A 19,870-nucleotide genomic window follows, 5' to 3' on the forward strand; every position below is an offset into this window, starting at 1 on the left:
CCGCGCAGCGGCTTCGTTCAACAAGCTGTTGGACAAAAATGGGTTAGAACTATTACTTAATTAATCAGTCTATGTATTAATTAGGTATCGCAAAAATTGCCTTGCTTTATGTCCGTCAGATTAGATAAAGACTCGCCCTCTGAGCCCAAGCACAAAGGCGTTGCTCTCATCAGAAAGCAGTGGGTTATTGATCCATTGCAGATTCGGTGTCAACTGAAAGTAATCCCCAAGATGCATGTTGTAGAAGGCCTCAACGACCGATTGGCTATCATTCGTTCCCCAAGCTTCTTCGTTTGCCTGACTCCAGTTGAACGCAAAGCCAAGATTATTATTTGGCGCGCCTAGCGCAAAATAGCCAAATCCGGTCGAGACCGAAGTCTCATACAACGCCGCATCGCCTTCAAATAAGAACCCGCCCCGCAAGAACGGCATGATATGTGGCGTAACAAAGTAACTCAGCGAGTAGTTCAAGCCTTGGCTTGCAAACGCACTATGTCTGGCGCTGCCGTCATCATTAAATGTCGGGTCGATATGCCAGTAGGTAAGGTGAATATTATCGGTGTAGATCTGCTCTTGTGAGGCTGTCCAGCCAAGCTCCAGGGATGTAAATAGGTCATGGTCGTTAAACAGAGTATCAAAGCCTTCAAACACGTCTTCAATGTCCGATCGGCCATTGGCATCAGCCACACCCACTACTACATAAAAATTGTTAGTGATCATATGGCCAGCAGAAAGGGATAGTAGCCCATCATCCGGTAGTCCCATCGCGCCAGCCCCCGTCTGGAAGGCGAGGTTTGAGAATGCAGTCCATGGACTAGCCAAGGCGTAGGTATCAACGTAGTCGGTTACATCCTGAAAACCAACAATGAGTGAAGTTTTACCGCCGTTTAGGCGCTGCTTCCAATAAAGGTTAGTGAGGCGACCACCTTGGTCATTAAATGCTGGCTGGATGAGGCCAATGTAGCCCAAGCCTTCTTTACCACCGAAGCCAGAAAGGAAGGCATAATCTTTTGGTGGATAATCAGAGTAGGCATGACGGTGCTCAATCTTCCATACCAGGCTACCCGTATTTTGTGTATCACGACCCACGACACCCCATTGCCCATAAAAACGAGCCACGCCACCACTGGAACTCACGCTATTACCTTCGCTGCCATTGGCTGAAATAAAGCCGACCGCATTATAATCAATACCGAAAGTAACGCCCTTATGCATAAGCTTTTCACGCCAAGAACGTTTCTCTGCAGCCTGTCCTGAAATAGTATTGTCTACAGAATCTGGGCCTTCAAAATTAGCGGCCGAGACAACTGTTGAAAGCAAAGACGCAACCAATAGTCCTCCGACAATGATCTTAGTGTGTAGCATAACCGCCCCTATCACATTATTCTTCCATTCAAACAATACTCAATACAGAGACATCACTCGCTATCGTATGTCCGGCTGTGAGTTCTACTTTCTACTATTGATAATCAACTACTTTTGAAGCATCCAGACTATAGCCCAACGTGATGTTACTAGTACCGTCTACAATATAGACCTCTTCAGATTTAACCGATGAGGTGATGATTCCTTCCACCCAAACCGGGTGTCGAACATTTTTCATCTTATATCCTTCAGGGAAAGATATGCGGACTATCTGGTTTGCAGGAGGTGGTGGCATATGTATACATGCGCCGGCAGTTGGAACGAGAAGAAAATCAGTCGTCACCATAGCTTCAGAGAACTCAATTGGGACAAGAAAGCCTGGAATTCTAACTTTTTTACCATCGAACTCCGTAGTGATCGTTTCAGCCGCCATTTTTTGCGCTTGTATATATACATCTCGCAATTTAAGTAGTTCATCAGCATCGACGCCTTCGGACTTTAATTGCATTTTTATTGAATTTATACGCGCCATATCTAGCTGATCGCCAGAGTGCATTAAAGTCAATATTCTTTGAAGCTGAAGCCTATTTTCATAACTGAGCTCTGGAAGGGTAACCTGATTTTTAGGGGGTTCAGGCCTTAGTTTTTGCCAATCAAGAGTAATCGGTTCACTGGCAAAGCTACCTAGAGATGCCAACGCGAATAGATATGGAATAAGCTTTTTCAAAACTATGCATCCTTACATCTAATTCTAATACGGTAATACTTAAAAACAGGTAAGCCTAAAGAGTGTTTTTATAGATAACACCATCTTTCATAATTAGCCGAATAGTCTCTGGACTCTCTGGACGCTTCTCGGCGCCAAACCATTTGTCACCAGTACCGACTACAGAAAAGTCTTTTAACGGGTTGCCATCAAGTAGCAGAATGTCTGCATAAGCACCAGTTTCAATCACCCCTAATTTAGCTTTGGGGTAAGGGTTGGTGAAGTCACCTGTCAGCTTAGCAATTTCCCCTCCGACTGACGTCATCGTCTTCAAAGACTCATAAGGCCCAAAGAACTCGTTGTTTAAATTTTTTTCGTAAGCAATCTGAATGTTACATGCATCTACAGATCCTACGCAGTCAGTTTGGAATCCACGTTTAACCGGGCACTTCTTCATGTTTGGGATGTAGTTTTTAAATGTTTCGCTTGCTGATTTAGCTTTCGCTAAACTAGATGGTACATTTTTTACGGCAGGAATATCTAAAAGACCAGGGTCAAATGCTGTCAGGTTAGTGGTTATAAATGCACCTTTCTCTTTCATTACTTCGGCAATTTCGCAGTCAAAAGCGAAACCATGCTCGATAGATATTACACCCGCATTGAGAGCGCTAAGAATCGCTTCTTTACGATAAGAGTGAGCCATCACATAACTGCCATAACTTTCTGCGACAGCAACAGCTGCCTCAATCTCTTCAGGAGAGCCCGCCAGTAACTGCCAAGGGTCAAATGCGGATACCACACCTCCAGACTGCATGTATTTAAGCTGAGTTGCCCCCATGCGAAAGTTGTTTCGGGCATATTTTTTAACTTCAGCAACACTGTCTACTTCTTGCGAAAGGTTTAGACGACCGAAGTTTGTTTTTGTACCAACAGGCGCAGAGTAGTTTGCAAAATCAGCATGACCACCTCGTGTACTTAAAAATGCACCAGATGGATAATAACGAGGCCCTACAATCTCTCCCGCATCGATGGCTCTTCTCAAACCACCGTTTGCACCACCAGCATCACGCACTGTGGTGAAACCTTGCATCAGATACATCTCAGCCATTCGGGCGCCGTGGATGGCAAAATCTTCCCAGGTCTTATTGGCCTCCATAGCAGGCAGGTTCGGCCCCATTAGCATTAAGTGCGCGTGGTTTTCAATAAAGCCAGGTGTGAGGGTTTTTCCCGTACCATCGATAACAGTTGCGTCGCTTCGAACATTAACCTCCTCGGCTGAAATGGTTTTAATGATATTCCCTTCAACTAGTACATGATGATTTTCATACAGCTTATTTTCAATACCGTTAAATATGTCTACATTCTTGAAAACTATTTGTCCGACTGGGGTATCATCCTTAGCAAAAGCCATTGATATCATCATGGTCAGCGTAGATGCGAGAATAACAATCTTCATTTAATACCCCTTGTAATAATAGTGTTTTAGTCATCCTGAAGATAATGATCATGTATTTATGCAATATAGCGCAGCATATTCAAAAAGAAGTTAAGATCACGCTTATAATTTTGTCAATATTGTGTAAAACAATAGATTTCAATACGTATCTTCAGTGGAGTGTCTCCCAAAAAGAGCATTTATCTCAGCTTTAATATCCGGAAAATTATACAAATACCGTTTTTAGATGCCACGACAGTCGCATTAGAAAAAGTTAGTTAAATAAAAAGTATCAGAAAAGGAGTAAAGAGCAGACTAAGAAAGTTGGGGGCAGAAGTGATTTAGAGCAACATGTCTGATTAGATTCAGCGTAAGCGCCCCATGATCACCACATTCAAATAGCCCTTCAGCACGCTTATCATCATATTTCCCTTAATGAACTGGAGATATGGTGAATGTCGAAACGTCGAACTGACCAGGAATGGCAAACGCTGATCCTCGAGTATGAAAACAGCACACTGACCCTGAAAGAGTTTTGCAAACAACATCGGTTAGCTTGCTCAACGTTTTCAGCTAAGCGCAGCTTGATTAAGCGAGCAGATGGTAACGCCGAGAGCGGCTTTGTTCGGGCGCAGGTCGTTGAGAGCACCACCGAGTATCACTTTGCCAAACCAGTGCCAGCTAACATGACACTGTCTTTCAACGAAGTTGAGCTGAGTATCCCTCAGGGCACACCGCCAGAGTACCTGGCAAACCTAATGAGGGCACTGCAATCATGAAAGGCCTGATAAACCCGCCAGCCATTTATCTCTACCGCCACTTTGTCGATTTCCGCAAATCCATCAACGGGCTGGCTGCGCTGGTTGAAAGCGAAACGACATTGGCATTGGACTCCGGTGCGCTGTTCCTCTTCACCAACAAACAACGCGACAAAATCAAAATACTGTACTGGGACACCACGGGCTTTGCCCTGTGGTATAAAAGGCTCGAAAAAGACAAATTCAAATGGCCGGTGCGCGAGAATAATCAGGTCATGACACTGACACAAACCGAGCTAGACAGGTTGCTTTCAGGCTTCACAATAATCGGCCACAAACCTGTAGAAATACACGATTTTACAATCAATTAAGTGATATAAATGGTGCTTGTGATGGGTGTTTTCTCGCCATTTTTGGTAAAATACCCCCATGAATAAAGCCACCGATTTTGACCCATCAACCCAGGATATCAGCCAGCTTCAGGCCATGGTGAAGACGCTGTTGGCTGAGCGTGAGGAGTGGGAAAAGGAAAAACAATCTCTGAGTGCGCAATACAATCCCTGCTTGAGCAATTTAAGCTCGCTATCGACCGCCAGTTTGCCAAACGGGCAGAGTCCCTGAAACCCTATAACGATGCCCAGGGCGAACTCTTTAACGAAGTGGAGCGTGAGGCCGATACTCCAGCAGTAGAAAGTCACGAAGCATCAATCTTTTCTGTTACAGAGCCGACGGTGAAGCGTCGGGGCAAACGCAAACCGCTACCGAAAGACTTGCCTCGCGAGCGTATTGTCCTTGACCTTGAAGCGGATGAGAAAATCTGCCCATGTTGCCAGGGCGAGCTACACAGAATCGGTGAAGATGTCAGCGAAAAGCTCGAATTCGTCCCTGCTCAACTGAAAGTACTGGAGTATGTGCGGCCGAAATACGGCTGCCGCCAGTGCGAGAAAACGGCGGAGCAGGTCAGTATCATACAGAAACCTGCACCGGCTAGCCTCATTCCCAAAAGCTTTGCCACGGAAAGCCTGCTGGCCAACATCATTTTGGGTAAATACCAATACGCCTTGCCGCTATACCGACAGGAAACCCTCTTCGAGCAAGCCGGTATCGCGTTGACTCGCACGACCATGGCACGCTGGGCTATGCAGGTCAGTGAGGCCTTTACGCCGTTATACCAGGCAATCAGGCAAACGCTGTTACAGCAAGTCGTTATCCAGGCTGATGAGACGCCCCTGAATGTCCTCAAGGAAGATAAGCAGTGCTATATGTGGGTCTATTGCTCAGGGGCAGACTCTCCGGGAGCCTCACCGCCAGGGCTCCGAAATATCGTGTTGTTCGACTATCAAAATAGTCGTGCCGGCGCGTGTCCGGCTAACTACCTGGGGGACTTTACCGGCTACCTGCAAACCGATGGCTATCAGGCTTATGACACCTTAAAGGCGATTGAGCATCTAGGGTGCATGGCACATGCCCGTCGTAAGTTCATGGATGCCAAGAAAGTCCAGGGGAAAGGTAAAACCGGTAAAGCGGATGTGGTACTGGCAAAAATCCAGAAGCTCTATGCGCTGGAAGCGCGTCTGAAAGAATGCACGGTTGAAGCACGTCAGGTCGAGAGGCAACTGCGAGCCAAACCGATGCTGGATGACCTCTATCAGTGGCTGAACAAACAAAAAGTCATTGGCTCTGGGCCGTTCGGGAAAGCGATTAAGTACACGTTAAGGCAATGGCCAAAGTTGATACGCTATGTAGAAGATGGCCACCTGTCTATCGATAACAATCGCGCCGAACGTGCAATAAAATCGCTGGTCATTGGCAGGAAAAACTGGCTGTTCGCCGATACGCCAAGTGGCGCTGACGCCAGTGCTGTCCTCTACAGCATCATTGAAACGGCAAAGGCCAATGACCTAGTTGTGTATGACTACCTGGTGCATTGCATGAAGGCGTTGGCCAAGCCAGAGCCAGATATCAATGCATTGCTCCCCTGGAACATATCACATTAATAAACGCCCGTGGTTATAGGGAGCATACATTTTAGTTGAGCAACAAGTTACCGGAGTGAGCTGTATCCATACCATTGCTTACAAAATATCAGTAAGGGGAACAGCTTAGTAAAGCAAAAAATAGAGTAGGCAAAGAACAAAAGCCTCCATGCAAAAGAGCCTTTCGAACTTGGATTGAGTATTTAAAACTTATAATTCAAGCCTACAGACATGATCAAGTCGTTGCTTTCATAGAAGTCGATATTCGATGTTGTAAACGTGCTGCCAACAAACGATATTGCGCTCCAGTTTTTCCAACCAGGAATATTGGCATACTCATAGGCCAAGAACAGGCGATAAATATCATCTGAACGCTCTTTGCCAAAAAGAGGGTTCACTGCGTTGAAATCGCGATAAGCATAGCTGCCAGTTAACGCGACCGAGTGACCGGGTGAAAAATATAAATAAGTCAGTTCTGCTTTGTACTTATTGTAAGACGCCGCTTTTCCCTCTGCATCACGACCTGTATAGCTGAATGCCGAAATTAATCCAGAGTTAGAATCCAACATTGAACGATACTGGCCTTTGAGGTAATAGGCTGAGCTATCCCTTAGCAGAGCCTGCTCGGTTATCTGATCATTGTCAATCTCAGCGGTTGCGTATGCCATATCAAGGGAAACACCACTATTGCCAATGTTGGATAGCTTCAGGCGATAGGCATTCCCTTCTATATCAGTTGTCGATCTACTCTCTCCAACCAGGTAAGGATCAGCCCACACTTCGCCGGAGAGTACTGTCGGTAATACACCAATATCGAGTCGAGTACCGTTTAGAAAGTCGTATTGGTAACCAAGTTCAAAAGCGAGCGTACCCACTGCCAGATCGTCACGGGATGTCCCCATATAAATTCGATGTGAGTTTTGGTTGTTTAATGCATAGCTAATGATACCAAGTGGAGCGACAAATACATTGTTGGTGTGAGAAACCTGATCATTCAGGCTAGTCAGTGTCTTGTCACCATTCGGATTAAGGTTGGAGTCAGATGTTGCAAAACCGGCATTAATAGAAAGCTCCCCACTAAAACGTGAAGTATCAGAGGCCTGAGCAATGAAAGCTATACCAGATAAAAGTGTAACCAGACAAAATTGCGTTTTTTTCATAATCAATACTCATCAATAGAAATTATGGCGCATCATTCCTTCGGCTCAACTCCATTTCTTTGTTGAGAAGATTAAACCATCACACTTATCCGGCCTATGGTTTAGAGAAATTCATTTTTGGCATTCCAGTTCAAACTCAGACTTGGCGGCCAGCCTAGAAAGCTTTGCGGCAGAGAGATCTTGGCCTCATGCTAAATCATCACCCACCAGATACACTTTTATGCTGGGGTTGGATAACGCCATCGAAGAAACTTTGCATCGTTTGATGAATCAATTGGTTAAGAGGGAACCCCCGTTTCGATTGTAAATAACCACCATTGACATGCACTTGCCTCAACTCCTTCGGCATTGGTGGCAGTGGATAGGTACTAAGCCCTGTGTGCAACTGTGTCATAAAGCTGCTGCCAAATAGGATCGCATCAGAGTTACTTAACTTATTGAGCAAGACTCGAATACTATGGGTCGTCAGCGACATCTTTGGATGATAACCCCTTGAAATATAGAGCTCTTCAACCGGTGAGCGTTTAGAGTTGATACCATCGATAATTATGCGAGTTAATGGCAGGTGATGGATATCATCCCATTCACTGGTCTGACTCAATACCGGATGATTTTCTTTCGCAACCAGACAAAGCTTTATCTCTTGTAACGTGTGTTGATAGATCTCCTGAGGTAGCGGGTAAGCTGCAAAATGAATCATATAATCAATATTACCATTCAACATTTCAGCTAATGAGTTCTCTTGCCAATACATTAGTTTAAAGTTCGCATTCGGCAATGTCGTTCTCAGGGCGTTAAAAATACCGTCGCCATAAAGTTCTAAGAAAAAAATATTAATAGCGATGGTAATTTCACCTTCAAATTCAGCTGGCTCGAAGTTCTGGTAGGACTCAACCACCTTGATTAAAGGGGTGAACATTTCATCTGTGGCTTCTGCAAGCTTTGTCGCTAATTCAGACGGTTCAACACCATGAGCTTTGCGAATAAAAAGCTGATCGCCAAATGTTTCGCGAAGCTTGGCCAAACCGCGACTGACACTGGTTTGTGAAATGCCTAATTTATCAGCAGCAGCATGTGTGTTACGTGTTTCAACAACGGCTTGTAGGAGCTTGAGTAAATTCAGGTCTAAATCTTTTAGATTATTTTTCATCATTGCTCCTTTGTAATCGGATAGACAGCTTTATCAAAAAACGATTGGAGCACCTGATGAAGATACTGATTAACTGGATTACCACGGCGAGTCTGTAAATACGCGCCATTAATATCCAATTGATTATAACGTTTAGTCAAAGGTGGCAACGAGTAGGCTTCTATTTCCGGGGCTATATCCTTAACGTACTCACTGGAATACATAATTGCATCTGTATTTTTGACAAGCTCAACAGCAGTTCGCACACTGTGCGTTGTAAGCACAAAATTCGCTTTATAGCCTTGCTGTTCATATATTTTATCCAGAATACCCCGCTTAGGGTTAATGCCATCCAAAAATAGCCTCACAATTGGCAAGCCGTGTATTCGCTCCCACTCGCTACTGAGCGTTAACACCGGATGTGCTTTTCGGGCAAGTACAACGTTTTCAATTTGAGCCAGATTACGGCAATACACTTCTTGGGGCATGCTGTAAGAGGCAAACTGGAGAACATAGTCAATATTGCCCTGTAGTACCTCGTACAGGGAGTCTTTCTGCCATTGAGCTATGTTAAAAGAAGCATGAGGTAAAGATCGCTTCAGTTGCATGATCAGCGATGGCCCGAAAAATTCCAGCAAAAAGGTATTCACTAAAATCGTGATGTTTCCATCAAAGTCTTCAGGATTAAAATCTTGATAAGTATCCAGCACTTTCAATAATGGGTTAAGCATCTCACATGCTGCTTCTGCCATTTTTTTAGCTAATTCCGAAGGTTCAACGCCATGAGCCTTTCGAATAAACAGTTGATCACCAAAACTTTCTCGTAGCCGAGCCATTCCTCGACTAACACTGGCCTGTGAAATCTTGAGTTTTTCTGCGGCTGCATGTGAGTTTTGTGTTTCAACTACCGCTTGCAGTATTTTTAAAAGATTGAGATCAAGCTCTTTTAACTTCGTGTCCATACTGTCCCTGTAAGTTGAAGCTGATAATTTAATAATAGCAAAAGGCTATTAGTAAACTTTTCTTTTATCACGCCATTGAATACAAAGTAAAAACAATAAGTTACAAGCATAAGCTGTGAATTGAACATTTAATTGCAATACCTGCTTATGCAACCTTAGAGCAAAACAAAAAAGTGACTAGCCACATTCATCATGTTTTGTGTCAGAAATGAATTTCTCTAATTCATCGAATTTATGATTCTGTGAATTTATATTAAACCCATCGCAGCAAGGAATGCTTGTCCAAACTAACTGTTAAGGTGAAAAAATGAAGACACGAAAAATCATTCTCTCTCTTCTGGCAACAAGTATTCTAAGTACTGGCGTGGTAGCAAAAGAAAATGAAAAGGTTTTGTCCTTGTCCACGCAACCTGTACCACTTTCAACTGCGGTGAGTGATGAGTTCTATCAGTTCTCAGCTCGCGTTCCTGCTGCTAACGTTGAAGCTATGCATAAGAACATCCCGCAAACTAAGTCGGATTGGAAAGCATTTATTAACAAGAGAGATACGGCTGCCATTCAAGCTGCGAAAAGGTTATCTGAACAGTTTGGCACTTCCATTGTTGAAGACAATATAGCGGGCGTAAACGTGTATTGGGTTACTCCAAAAACCATTAATCCAGAGTTGAAAGACAAGCTCTTTGTCATCAATCAAGGTGGGGCGTTTATGTTAAATAGTGGGCTGGCTTCAACGACTGAAGCCCATGTCATCGCTCATTTTCTGCAAATGCCAGTCTTAGCGATCGACTACGCGAAAGCGCCAGAGCACCCTGCGCCTGCTGCACGTAACGAGATTGTTGATGTATGGAAAGCGCTACTGAAAACACGCAGCGCAGAGTCAATGGTAATGGGAGGCTCCTCGGCTGGGGCCACTTTAACTGTATTAGCCCACCAAGAGCTTCTTAATCAAGGATTACCAACGGCTGCTGCACTTTATATTGGTACCCCTTCCGTTGATATGACAATGACGGGTGATAGCCGTTACTACAATGAAGGGCTAGATCACGTGCTAGGTACTTGGAGAGGGTTAACTGGAGCGATGGTTAACGCTTATATTGGTGACATAGACCCTGCAAACCCTACAGTGTCGCCTATCAATGGAAGCTTTGATAACTTTCCACCAAGCTATCTCATTACCGGTACACGCGACTTACTACTTAGCGATACCATTCGACTGGATAGAGAGCTAAAAAGAGCGGAGGCCTATACACAACTTAATGTGTATGAGGGGCAATCTCATGGAGATTATATTTTTGCACTAGGTACTCCTGAGTCAACAGAACATTATCAGGCACTGAGTGAGTTTATGTACAGTCATCTAGTGAAATAAAGCCAACGATATGTAGAGCTGGGGTATCTCTCAGCTCTATGACTTCTTCCTTATCAAAACAGCTCAATACAAGTCACCTCTTGAAGCTGGGCCGGATTGAGCGACGTTTCGACATTCACCATACCTCCGGTTCGATGATAAGCGTGCTGGAAGGTTATTTGAGTGTGGTGATCATGGGGCGCTTACATTCTGTCTAATCACAGAATATGAGTTAATAAAAAGGCGAACCTCCCGGTTCGCCTTTAATCTAGTCTGTTTCCAACTTGGCTATTTATGGTTAGGGTTAACCAACTTTATTGTATTAACCATCTTCATTAAATCGTTAACCAACTTAATTAATCACCCTCAACACGACCTTAGTCTTCGATGTAGTTCTCGATACCCGGGCAAGAACATATTAGGTTACGGTCACCAAATACGTTATCAACCCGGTTAACCGTCGGCCAGTATTTGGCGTCCTTGGTTTGGTTTGATGGGAAGCAACCTAGCTCGCGGCTGTAGCTGCGGTTCCACTCGGGTTCCATCAGGTCAGCTTGAGTATGTGGTGCGTTGACTAGTGGGTTGTCTTTCAGATCCCACTCGCCATCTTGTACACGAGCAATCTCGTGGCGGATAGCAATCATCGCATCACAGAAGCGATCCAGCTCGGCGAGGTCTTCAGATTCTGTTGGTTCGATCATCAGTGTACCGGCAACAGGGAATGACATGGTTGGAGCATGGAAACCGTAGTCCATCAGGCGCTTCGCGACGTCTTCCTCTGAGATGCCAGAGGCTTCCTTGATTGGACGGATGTCGATGATACATTCGTGAGCGATACGGCCGTGTGTACCGCGGTACAGAACCGGGTAGTGTGGACGTAGACGCTCCATCACGTAGTTTGCCCCCAGGATAGCCAGCTTAGTAGCTTCAGTCAGGCCTTCTTCGCCCATCATCGCAATGTATGCGTATGAGATAGGCAGGATAGAGGCAGAACCTAGCTCGGCTGCTGATACCGCGTACTGAGGCTTGTCGCTTTCAGAGCTTTCTGTGTGACCCGGCAGGAACGGAGCCAGATGTGATTTCACACCGATAGGCCCCATGCCCGGACCGCCACCACCGTGTGGGATACAGAAGGTTTTGTGCAGGTTCAGGTGCGAGACGTCCGAACCAATAAAGCCTGGGCTGGTTAAACCAACCTGCGCGTTCATGTTGGCACCGTCAAGGTAAACCTGACCGCCAGCTTCATGGACTAGCTCACACACTTCCTGAACGGCTTCTTCGTATACACCGTGGGTAGAAGGGTAGGTGATCATGATGCACGACAAGTTGTCGCGGTGTTTTTCGATCTTGGCTTTCAGATCTTCAACGTCGATGTTACCCAGGTCATCACAGCCGACGACAACAACTTTCATTGAAACCATCGCTGCTGAGGCAGGGTTAGTACCGTGTGCAGAGCTTGGGATCAAACAGACGTTACGGTGTGAATCACCGTTAGACTCGTGGTAACGCTGGATTGCGATTAGGCCGGCGTACTCACCCTGGGCACCTGAGTTAGGCTGTAACGAGAATGCATCGTAGCCAGTTACCGAGCACAGCATTTCGGAGAACTTCTCAGCCAGCTCAGCATAACCCTTCGCCTGATCAGCCGGAGCAAATGGGTGCAGGGCACCGAACTCAGGCCAGGTCACAGGAATCATTTCAGCTGCGGCATTTAGCTTCATGGTACAGCTGCCTAGCGGGATCATGCCGTGAGTCAGTGAGTAGTCTTTGTTTTCCAGCTTCTTCATGTAACGCATCATCTGCGTTTCACTGTGGTGCTCGCTAAATACTGGGTGCGTCAGGTACTTGCTGGTACGACGGCAGCTTTCTGGGATAGCCGCAAACTCATCAGCCGCGATATCAGCAGTAAACATAGATGCCTGAAGCTTGTCACCGCTGAATAGAGCAAGCAACTCTTCGATATCTTCAACTTTGGTGGTTTCGTCAATGCTGATACCAAGCTGACCGCTCTTATCATCAGTAGCCGGGTATTTACGCAGGTTCATCCCTGCATCGAGTGCTTTTTTGTAGAACTCGTTGGTTTTCTTGCCAGTGTTTAGCGTGATGGTGTCGAAGAAAGTGTCATGCGCCAGTTCGATACCAGAGTTGCGCAGGCCAGCAGCAAGAATCGCTGTTAGGTGGTGGACACGGCGGCCGATTTTACGCAGGCCTTCCGGACCGTGGTATAGGGCATAGAATGCAGCCATGTTTGCCAGCAGTGCCTGGGCAGTACAGATGTTTGATGTCGCTTTCTCACGGCGGATGTGCTGCTCACGCGTCTGCATTGCCATACGTAGCGCTTGGTTATCTTTGGAATCTTTCGATACGCCGATAACGCGGCCTGGCATTGTACGCTTATGCTTGTCTTTGGTTGCCATGAAGCCCGCGTGCGGACCACCGAAGCCCATCGGTACACCGAAGCGCTGGGCACTACCGATAACGACGTCAGCACCCATTTCGCCAGGTGATTTTAGAAGCGTTAGTGCTAGCAGATCAGAGGCAACCGCAACCAGTGTTTTCTTGGCGTGTGCTTTTTCAATTATTTCAGTCAGATCGACCACGTTACCACTGGTGCCTGGGTACTGAACGAGGGCACCGAATACATCGTGGTTATCAAGCTCTTCAACAGAGCCAGTGATGATTTCGATACCAATGTAGCCCGCACGAGTGCGGACTACGTCAATAGTTTGTGGGTGCAGTTCGTTTGAGACAAAGAAAGCTTTGCTCTTGTTCTTGCCAGCACGCTGACATAGTGTCATGGCTTCGGCTGCCGCGGTTGCTTCGTCAAGCAGCGAGGCGTTTGCCAGTTCCATGCCAGTCAGATCCATAATCATCTGCTGGTAGTTAAGCAGCGATTCAAGGCGGCCTTGGGAAATTTCTGGTTGGTATGGAGTGTAGGCTGTGTACCAGCCTGGATTTTCCAGTACGTTACGCAGAATAACGTTTGGTGTTAAGGTGTTGTAGTAACCCTGACCGATAAAACTGCGATTTATGATGTTTTTACTCGCAACGGCTTTAAGCGCAGCAAGCATATCTGCTTCGCTTTGAGGTTGGTCTAGCTTCATTGGTTCTGGTAGGCGAATTGCTGCCGGAACGGTTTCTTCAATCAGCTGATCAACGCTAGCAACGCCGATAGTTTCCAGCATGATTTTTTGTTGTGCTGAATCTGGGCCATTATGACGACCTGCAAATTCCTTATCGTCACTTAATGCATTTAGAAGAGTCATGTCGGTCATGGTTCTTTCCTGAACAGTTACTACCTATTACACCTGAGCATGGCGCAATAGTGGGGAGTCATCGAGAAGGGTTTGAAAACGGCTTTTAAGCAGTGTGTAATTGATTTACTGAGCTTAAAAGCCGGTATTCAATTAGTCTTCTTCGATGGTCGCTAGGTATTTTTCACCGTCGATAAGCTTGTCTAGCTCTTCAACATCTGCAACTTTGATTTTAGCAATCCAGCCACCTTCGTACGGTTCTTCGTTGATCAGTTCTGGGCTGTCTTCCAGTTCTTCATTGATTTCAACGATTTCACCTGTTACCGGCGCATAGATGTCAGAGGCTGCTTTAACAGATTCAACCAGAGAGAAAGACTCACCAGCTTCTGTTGAATCGCCTACTTCTGGAAGATCAACGAATACAACATCGCCTAGAAGGCCCTGAGCGTGTTCAGAGATACCCATAGTGATAGTGCCGTCACCGTTATCACGAACCCACTCATGGCTTTCAGCGAACTTCAATGTATTTTCCATTTTTAACTCCTTGCGCAATGCTTCCGCAGATTTTGTTTATTTTTACTGGCCCGTATAAAAAGGCACCGGGCCACAGATTGTCGTTTTGCTATCAATAAGTGTCAGAGAAGGATTAATGATAAAGCGGGAAACGGGCACACAATTTCTGTACTTGCTGTTTCACACGCTGCTCAACTTCACTGTTGTCTTCTGGGTTGGCAACCAGTCCGTCAAGAACGTCACCAATCCACTCGCCAATTTGTTTAAATTCTGCCGCGCCGAATCCACGGCTGGTACCCGCTGGTGTACCTAAACGAATGCCTGAGGTCACCATTGGTTTTTCAGGATCGAACGGAATACCGTTTTTGTTACAGGTAATGCCGGCACGCTCTAGCGCTTCTTCAGTCTGGTTGCCTTTCAGGCCTTTAGGGCGCAGGTCAACCAGCATCAGGTGGGTATCGGTGCCATCGGTTACAATATCGCATCCGCGAGCTTGCAGGACTTCGGCCAACACTTTCGCGTTGTTGATCACGTTTTTGATATACAGTTTGAATTCAGGTTCAAGGGCTTCACCCAAGGCAACTGCTTTACCGGCAATCACATGCATCAGCGGACCGCCCTGAAGGCCAGGGAATACCGCTGAGTTGATTTTCTTGTTGATGTCTTCATGGTTGGTCAGGATCATGCCGCCACGAGGACCACGTAGGGTTTTGTGCGTTGTTGTTGTAACAACATGCGCATGAGGAATTGGGCTAGGGTGTTCGCCTGCAGCGATCAGGCCCGCGATGTGTGCCATATCTACCATTAGATACGCACCCACTTCATCGGCAATAGCGCGGAACTTAGCAAAGTCGATTTGGCGTGGAATTGCCGAGCCACCAGCGATGATCATCTTCGGTTGGCTGTCGATTGCCAGCTCACGAACGCGCTCGTAGTCAATTTCACAGTTTTCTTCGCTGACGCCGTATTGAACCGCATTGAACCATTTGCCGGAAAGGGCAGGGCGAGCACCGTGTGTCAGGTGGCCACCGGCATCCAGAGACATCCCGAGGATGGTGTCACCGGGCTGTAGTAGCGCCAGCATGACGGCACCGTTTGCTTGGGCACCAGAGTGTGGCTGAACGTTAACGTACTCGCACTGGAAAAGTTGTTTGGCACGTGCAATGGCGATTTTTTCGACTTCGTCGACGTGTTCGCAACCACCGTAGTAGCGGCGACCGGCGTAGCCTTCGGCGTATTTATTGGTTAAACAACTTCCTTGCGCTTGCATAACCGCTTTAGAAACGATGTTCTCTGAGGCAATCAGCTCGATTTGCTGGTTCTGGCGGTTGAGCTCCGCCGCGATGCCTGCGTTTACTGCTCCATCCACCTGAGCAAGATCGGTGGAGAAGAACATTTCTAAGTCATGGTTTTGGTATGAAGCTTTCATTTCACGTTATCCTCAAGTGCGCCCTAGTGGGTGTTCCATTTTCCAGAGCCGTTGGCTGTTTTGTTGTTATGGATAATATCTGTAGCTTATTGCCTTAATCAGACGAAAAAATGATTTAGAATTTCCAACTGACCCTAACAACTGCGTAACATACCCTTCTATAGATAGCCGATCAAACGGAAATTTCCAATAGTGGAACATTGTCTACTTTAGTGACGAGTATTTTAAGCAAACGTTTGCGTATTGTCATGTGAATTTCTCTTAAAAGGCCAATTTCTTAGTCAATTTTGTGTTGGGCACGGTTGTTGCGGACTGGTTAATAATGATAGCAATCCCAGTATCCATAAGGGTTTTGCCAGCATTTTATAAATAATGTAGTGTGAGAGAAAGGAATGTGCCGCAGTACAATTATTGCTCTTGTAAGCGGTGAAAAAGGCAGCTGAAAAGTGCAGGTTTCCTTTTGGAAACTTTGTTTCAAATATGATGCATCGGTCAAACTTTTTTATTGGTATGACTTTTAAGTTTCCGAATGGCTATGCCAAAATGAAGTAACAGTAGTACCAAGGAGGGATGTAATGAGTGACGAACAACAGGTTGATATCTATCCATCGATGACGGTGGCGAAAGAACAGGGCAGCGATAAAGATGAAAAGATCGAGCCGTTGAAGCTCGGCAAGCGATTAAAGGAAATCCGGATGGCCCATGGGCTAACTCTGGAGGAAGCCAGTAAACGCACAGGGCTGGCTCGTTCGACGCTGTCAAAGATTGAGAACGAACAGATTTCCCCTACCTTCCAGGCAATGCAAAAGCTGGCTGGCGGGTTAGAAATTGATATTCCTCAACTGTTTGCACCACCAAAGCAGATAAAGGCCAGCGGTCGTAGAGACATTACCCGTAAGGATGATGGCAAACCGCATCCGACAACCACATATGAACATGAGCTGCTGGCAACACAGTTGACTAAGAAAAAGATGATGCCGTTCAAATCACGGGTACGGGCTCGCCAGTTTGAAGATTACTCAGACTGGATTCGCCATGATGGTGAAGAGTTTTTGCTAGTGCTGTCGGGCGAGATTACTTTCTACTCTGAGTTTTATGAACCAGTAAACCTGAGTGACGGTGACTCGGTGTATTACGATGCCACGATGGGGCATATGCTGGTATCAGTAAGTGATGAAGATGCACATATCCTTTGGGTAACAGCATCGTGATAATGCGATAAATGGCACTGGTCTTGTAGAAATTCTGTTGACTTTAGAGTGGCTGCTGTAGGCGTTGGTGTCATTATGCCTGCGGGCAAGTGTGTTCGAAAATCGATAAATCATTTGTTAACAATTCGTCGTATCGATGTGTTTCCTCTCTATTATTTTTCGATGGTATGACTATAAAGTCAGACACGAGAAAAAAAATTACCACCATTGTGAAATTATGTGATGTAGCACAGTTTGAACAACAATAAACTTTGTTTACTATAGGAAACTGTGTTTAACATAGTCGCAACAAGTGATATGGATAATAGCCGCATTGCTCGCGGTTCACGGAGTATAAACGTATGTCGCAAGAATTACTGGTAACACCTCTGCACGCTCTTCATGTTGAGATGGGCGCGAAAATGGTTCCTTTTGCTGGCTATGACATGCCTGTTCAATATGCATTGGGTGTTCGTAAGGAGCACATTCACTGCCGTGAAGCGGCAGGCCTGTTTGATGTATCGCACATGGGGCAACTTCGTCTTCATGGCGCTAATGCCGCGAAAGCACTGGAAGCATTAGTGCCGGTGGATATTATTGATTTGCCTGCGGGCAAACAGCGTTATGCCTTCTTTACAAACGAGCAGGGCGGAATTTTAGACGACCTGATGGTGACAAACTTCGGTGATCACTTGTTTGTGGTGGTTAACGCAGCATGTAAAGAACAAGATATTGCCCACATTCAGGCGCATCTACCTGAAGATGTCGAGATGGAGCTGATTGACGACCGCGCTCTTCTTGCTCTACAAGGGCCGAAAGCTGCTGAAGTTCTGGCTCGCCTGAACCCTGCTGTGAGTGAGATGGTATTTATGGATGCAGCAGCAATTGAGTTGCTTGGCGTTGAATGTTTGGTGAGCCGCTCAGGCTATACCGGTGAAGACGGTTACGAGATATCTGTACCGGCTGACAAGGCAGATGCGCTTGCTCGCGAACTACTCGCTAATGCGGAAGTTGAGTGGATTGGCCTTGGGGCTCGTGATTCTTTGCGCCTTGAATGTGGCCTGTGCCTGTATGGCCATGACATCGATACGACGACGACGCCGGTTGAAGCTAGCCTGTTGTGGGGGATCAGCAAGCCACGTCGTGCTGACGGCGAGCGTGCCGGTGGTTTCCCTGGAGCCGAGCTGATCCTTGAGCAGATTAAGACTAAGGATGTGTCGCGCAAACGTGTTGGACTGATTGGTCATTCAAAAGCGCCGGTACGTGAAGGCAGCAAGCTGTTTGATACTGATGATAACGAAATTGGTATTGTCACAAGTGGTACCTTTGGCCCAACGAAAGGCGCACCGGTAGCAATGGCGTATGTTCAAACTGATCTCTCTAAGATCGGTACTGAAGTTTTTGCCGAAGTTCGCGGTAAAAAATTGCCAATGACGGTCGAGAAAATGCCGTTTGTTCCACAAAACTACTACCGTGGCTAAGCAGTGTGTGCATACCTCGCTAGTTAGTGTATGAAGCAGAAAGGAGCCGCGAGGCTCCTTTTTCTTTGATTTTTATTGGCGGAGTGGCCGGGGATCACCTTCACTTAAAGAGGTCGAATAAGCTGGATACGAGCTATGAAGGTGGTGGGTGTATTACTAATTGCTGTTGCGGGCATGTTGGTGCTGGCCAATGCCAAGGCTGATACATTGTTAATGTCATACGCTGAATATATGGATCGATGCATGAATACCTATGGCGCTGACAAACTGACAAAAAGTGTTTGCGAAGCACAGTACCGGGCGATGGAAAAGAAAGAGCAAGAACTAATGGCACAGGCTTCGGCTGAGCCTGAAAAAACATGGACAACCGAGTTACCTGGAAATAATCCGGTAGATCGATAGCGTTGTAAAACGTGTCTGCATTATTTTTGTTTTGGTCGGCAGTTAGTTTGGTTTATTGCTGTGGAGTCGGGCTTTTTTGCCCGGCTTCAAAACTGGTATCAAGACTATTTTAATAATTGATATCAGGAACGATATTAAGATCTTGAGGCTGCTCAGACGACAGAGCGGTTTTTAGAAAAGTGGAAAAAACCGTGCAAGGCTGGTTGCTAAAAGACAAGGTGTTATGCTGATCGCCTATCACTGAGAGTAAGTTATCTTCAGCTGACTTTTTGGCTTGAAGCCTTTCGTCAGTGTTGAAATAAGCCAATACTGGTGATGTTAGCGAGTTATCAACCGCTTGTAGATGATAGTAGCAACGATTGATGGCGATACTTTCAGCAAAAACGCCTTTTGCCAGATCAACATCTTCGACAAGAAGCGATCTTGTGTAGATATCCAATAGGCGGTCCCATTTCTTTGCGGCAAGTAATCCCATAACCACATATTCTGGCCTGTGATAGGTCGAAAGTAGCATTTGCTCGTAATCATCCCTGATGTGGTTGTGATTATGATCGGCACCGTAAACACCATTGGTGTCGGTATCGATATATTGGGGAAGCTCGACCGTACTGACCTTCCATTTAGCAAGTAATTTCAGTGCATTATATTCATTGAAAGGCAACGAAATATTTTCTTTGTCTGCCGCATAGGTGGGTGTTTGCGTGGTAATCGCGAGCAATGCCAGTACTTGCAGCAGTGGTTTCATTATTCTGGTTTCTGTGA

The 19,870-nt window shown here is 46.0% G+C and carries 17 protein-coding genes and 1 pseudogene; 8 read left to right on the forward strand and 10 right to left on the reverse strand.

The window, feature by feature from the left end; all coding sequences use genetic code 11:
• Nucleotides 1-120: 120 nt before the first annotated feature.
• The 3 genes from MD588_RS10660 to MD588_RS10670 form a co-directional block, all read right to left on the reverse strand.
• Nucleotides 121-1,365: a carbohydrate porin gene (locus MD588_RS10660; RefSeq protein WP_265697195.1), complete on the reverse strand. Its 1,245-nt coding sequence runs from the start codon at nucleotides 1,363-1,365 to the stop codon at nucleotides 121-123.
• A 94-nt stretch (nucleotides 1,366-1,459) separates the two neighbouring features.
• On the reverse strand, nucleotides 1,460-2,092 hold the full coding sequence (locus MD588_RS10665) for a DUF3299 domain-containing protein (protein WP_265697196.1): 633 nt from the start codon (nucleotides 2,090-2,092) through the stop codon (nucleotides 1,460-1,462).
• Nucleotides 2,093-2,147: 55 nt separating this feature from the next.
• Nucleotides 2,148-3,527 (reverse strand): amidohydrolase family protein, encoded by a 1,380-nt coding sequence (locus tag MD588_RS10670; RefSeq protein ID WP_265697197.1) that lies wholly within the window; start codon nucleotides 3,525-3,527, stop codon nucleotides 2,148-2,150.
• Between the two features lie 434 nt (nucleotides 3,528-3,961).
• Here MD588_RS10670 and tnpA point away from each other — a divergent pair, with 434 nt between their 5' ends.
• The 3 genes and pseudogenes from tnpA (at nucleotide 3,962) to tnpC (ending at nucleotide 6,261) form a co-directional block, all read left to right on the forward strand.
• Complete coding sequence (gene tnpA, locus MD588_RS10675) at nucleotides 3,962-4,285, forward strand: IS66 family insertion sequence element accessory protein TnpA (protein WP_265697199.1); 324 nt, start codon at nucleotides 3,962-3,964, stop codon at nucleotides 4,283-4,285.
• The gene (tnpB, locus tag MD588_RS10680) at nucleotides 4,282-4,635 is read left to right on the forward strand and encodes an IS66 family insertion sequence element accessory protein TnpB (RefSeq protein ID WP_083651673.1); all 354 of its coding nucleotides are present in this window, start codon (nucleotides 4,282-4,284) and stop codon (nucleotides 4,633-4,635) included. Before tnpA ends, tnpB begins: the two co-directional genes overlap by 4 nt.
• Before the next feature lie 58 nt (nucleotides 4,636-4,693).
• Nucleotides 4,694-6,261: pseudogene (tnpC, locus tag MD588_RS10685) on the forward strand (IS66 family transposase).
• A 182-nt stretch (nucleotides 6,262-6,443) separates the two neighbouring features.
• On the opposite strand, the gene MD588_RS10690 reads toward tnpC, so the two are convergent.
• From MD588_RS10690 to MD588_RS10700, 3 genes are all read right to left on the reverse strand, one after another.
• On the reverse strand, nucleotides 6,444-7,400 hold the full coding sequence (locus MD588_RS10690; protein WP_265697200.1) for a DUF2860 family protein: 957 nt from the start codon (nucleotides 7,398-7,400) through the stop codon (nucleotides 6,444-6,446).
• A 199-nt stretch (nucleotides 7,401-7,599) separates the two neighbouring features.
• A complete protein-coding gene (locus MD588_RS10695) occupies nucleotides 7,600-8,550 on the reverse strand; it encodes a LysR family transcriptional regulator (RefSeq protein ID WP_265697201.1) in 951 nt (316 codons plus the stop codon).
• Nucleotides 8,550-9,491 carry a LysR family transcriptional regulator gene (locus MD588_RS10700; protein ID WP_265697202.1) on the reverse strand — a complete coding sequence of 314 codons (942 nt, stop codon included), beginning with the start codon at nucleotides 9,489-9,491 and terminating at the stop codon, nucleotides 8,550-8,552. Before MD588_RS10700 ends, MD588_RS10695 begins: the two co-directional genes overlap by 1 nt.
• A gap of 307 nt (nucleotides 9,492-9,798) precedes the next feature.
• Between MD588_RS10700 and MD588_RS10705 the strand changes: the two genes are divergently transcribed.
• Both MD588_RS10705 and MD588_RS10710 read left to right on the forward strand, forming a co-directional pair.
• A complete protein-coding gene (locus MD588_RS10705) occupies nucleotides 9,799-10,860 on the forward strand; it encodes an alpha/beta hydrolase fold domain-containing protein (protein WP_265697203.1) in 1,062 nt (353 codons plus the stop codon).
• 38 nt (nucleotides 10,861-10,898) lie between these two features.
• The gene (locus MD588_RS10710) at nucleotides 10,899-11,057 is read left to right on the forward strand and encodes a hypothetical protein (RefSeq protein WP_265697204.1); all 159 of its coding nucleotides are present in this window, start codon (nucleotides 10,899-10,901) and stop codon (nucleotides 11,055-11,057) included.
• A gap of 159 nt (nucleotides 11,058-11,216) precedes the next feature.
• On the opposite strand, the gene gcvP is transcribed toward MD588_RS10710, so the two are convergent.
• The 3 genes from gcvP to MD588_RS10725 all read right to left on the reverse strand — a co-directional run bounded on the left by gcvP (nucleotide 11,217) and on the right by MD588_RS10725 (nucleotide 16,035).
• Nucleotides 11,217-14,114, reverse strand: a complete 2,898-nt coding sequence (gene gcvP / locus MD588_RS10715; protein ID WP_265697206.1) for an aminomethyl-transferring glycine dehydrogenase — start codon at nucleotides 14,112-14,114, stop codon at nucleotides 11,217-11,219.
• 132 nt (nucleotides 14,115-14,246) lie between these two features.
• The gene (gene gcvH / locus MD588_RS10720) at nucleotides 14,247-14,627 is read right to left on the reverse strand and encodes a glycine cleavage system protein GcvH (RefSeq protein WP_265697208.1); all 381 of its coding nucleotides are present in this window, start codon (nucleotides 14,625-14,627) and stop codon (nucleotides 14,247-14,249) included.
• 112 nt (nucleotides 14,628-14,739) lie between these two features.
• Nucleotides 14,740-16,035 (reverse strand): serine hydroxymethyltransferase, encoded by a 1,296-nt coding sequence (locus MD588_RS10725; RefSeq protein ID WP_265697209.1) that lies wholly within the window; start codon nucleotides 16,033-16,035, stop codon nucleotides 14,740-14,742.
• A 575-nt stretch (nucleotides 16,036-16,610) separates the two neighbouring features.
• Here MD588_RS10725 and MD588_RS10730 point away from each other — a divergent pair.
• The 3 genes from MD588_RS10730 (at nucleotide 16,611) to MD588_RS10740 (ending at nucleotide 19,108) form a co-directional block, all read left to right on the forward strand.
• The gene (locus tag MD588_RS10730) at nucleotides 16,611-17,246 is read left to right on the forward strand and encodes a helix-turn-helix domain-containing protein (protein WP_265697210.1); all 636 of its coding nucleotides are present in this window, start codon (nucleotides 16,611-16,613) and stop codon (nucleotides 17,244-17,246) included.
• A 341-nt stretch (nucleotides 17,247-17,587) separates the two neighbouring features.
• Nucleotides 17,588-18,706: a glycine cleavage system aminomethyltransferase GcvT gene (gcvT, locus tag MD588_RS10735; RefSeq protein ID WP_265697211.1), complete on the forward strand. Its 1,119-nt coding sequence runs from the start codon at nucleotides 17,588-17,590 to the stop codon at nucleotides 18,704-18,706.
• A 135-nt stretch (nucleotides 18,707-18,841) separates the two neighbouring features.
• The gene (locus MD588_RS10740) at nucleotides 18,842-19,108 is read left to right on the forward strand and encodes a hypothetical protein (protein WP_265697212.1); all 267 of its coding nucleotides are present in this window, start codon (nucleotides 18,842-18,844) and stop codon (nucleotides 19,106-19,108) included.
• A 109-nt stretch (nucleotides 19,109-19,217) separates the two neighbouring features.
• Here the strand turns inward: MD588_RS10740 and MD588_RS10745 are convergent, their stop codons facing one another.
• Complete coding sequence (locus MD588_RS10745) at nucleotides 19,218-19,853, reverse strand: hypothetical protein (RefSeq protein WP_265697213.1); 636 nt, start codon at nucleotides 19,851-19,853, stop codon at nucleotides 19,218-19,220.
• Nucleotides 19,854-19,870: the final 17 nt, after the last annotated feature.

This window comes from Photobacterium obscurum (genome assembly GCF_026191635.1).
Classification (GTDB): Bacteria; Pseudomonadota; Gammaproteobacteria; order Enterobacterales; family Vibrionaceae; genus Photobacterium; species Photobacterium obscurum.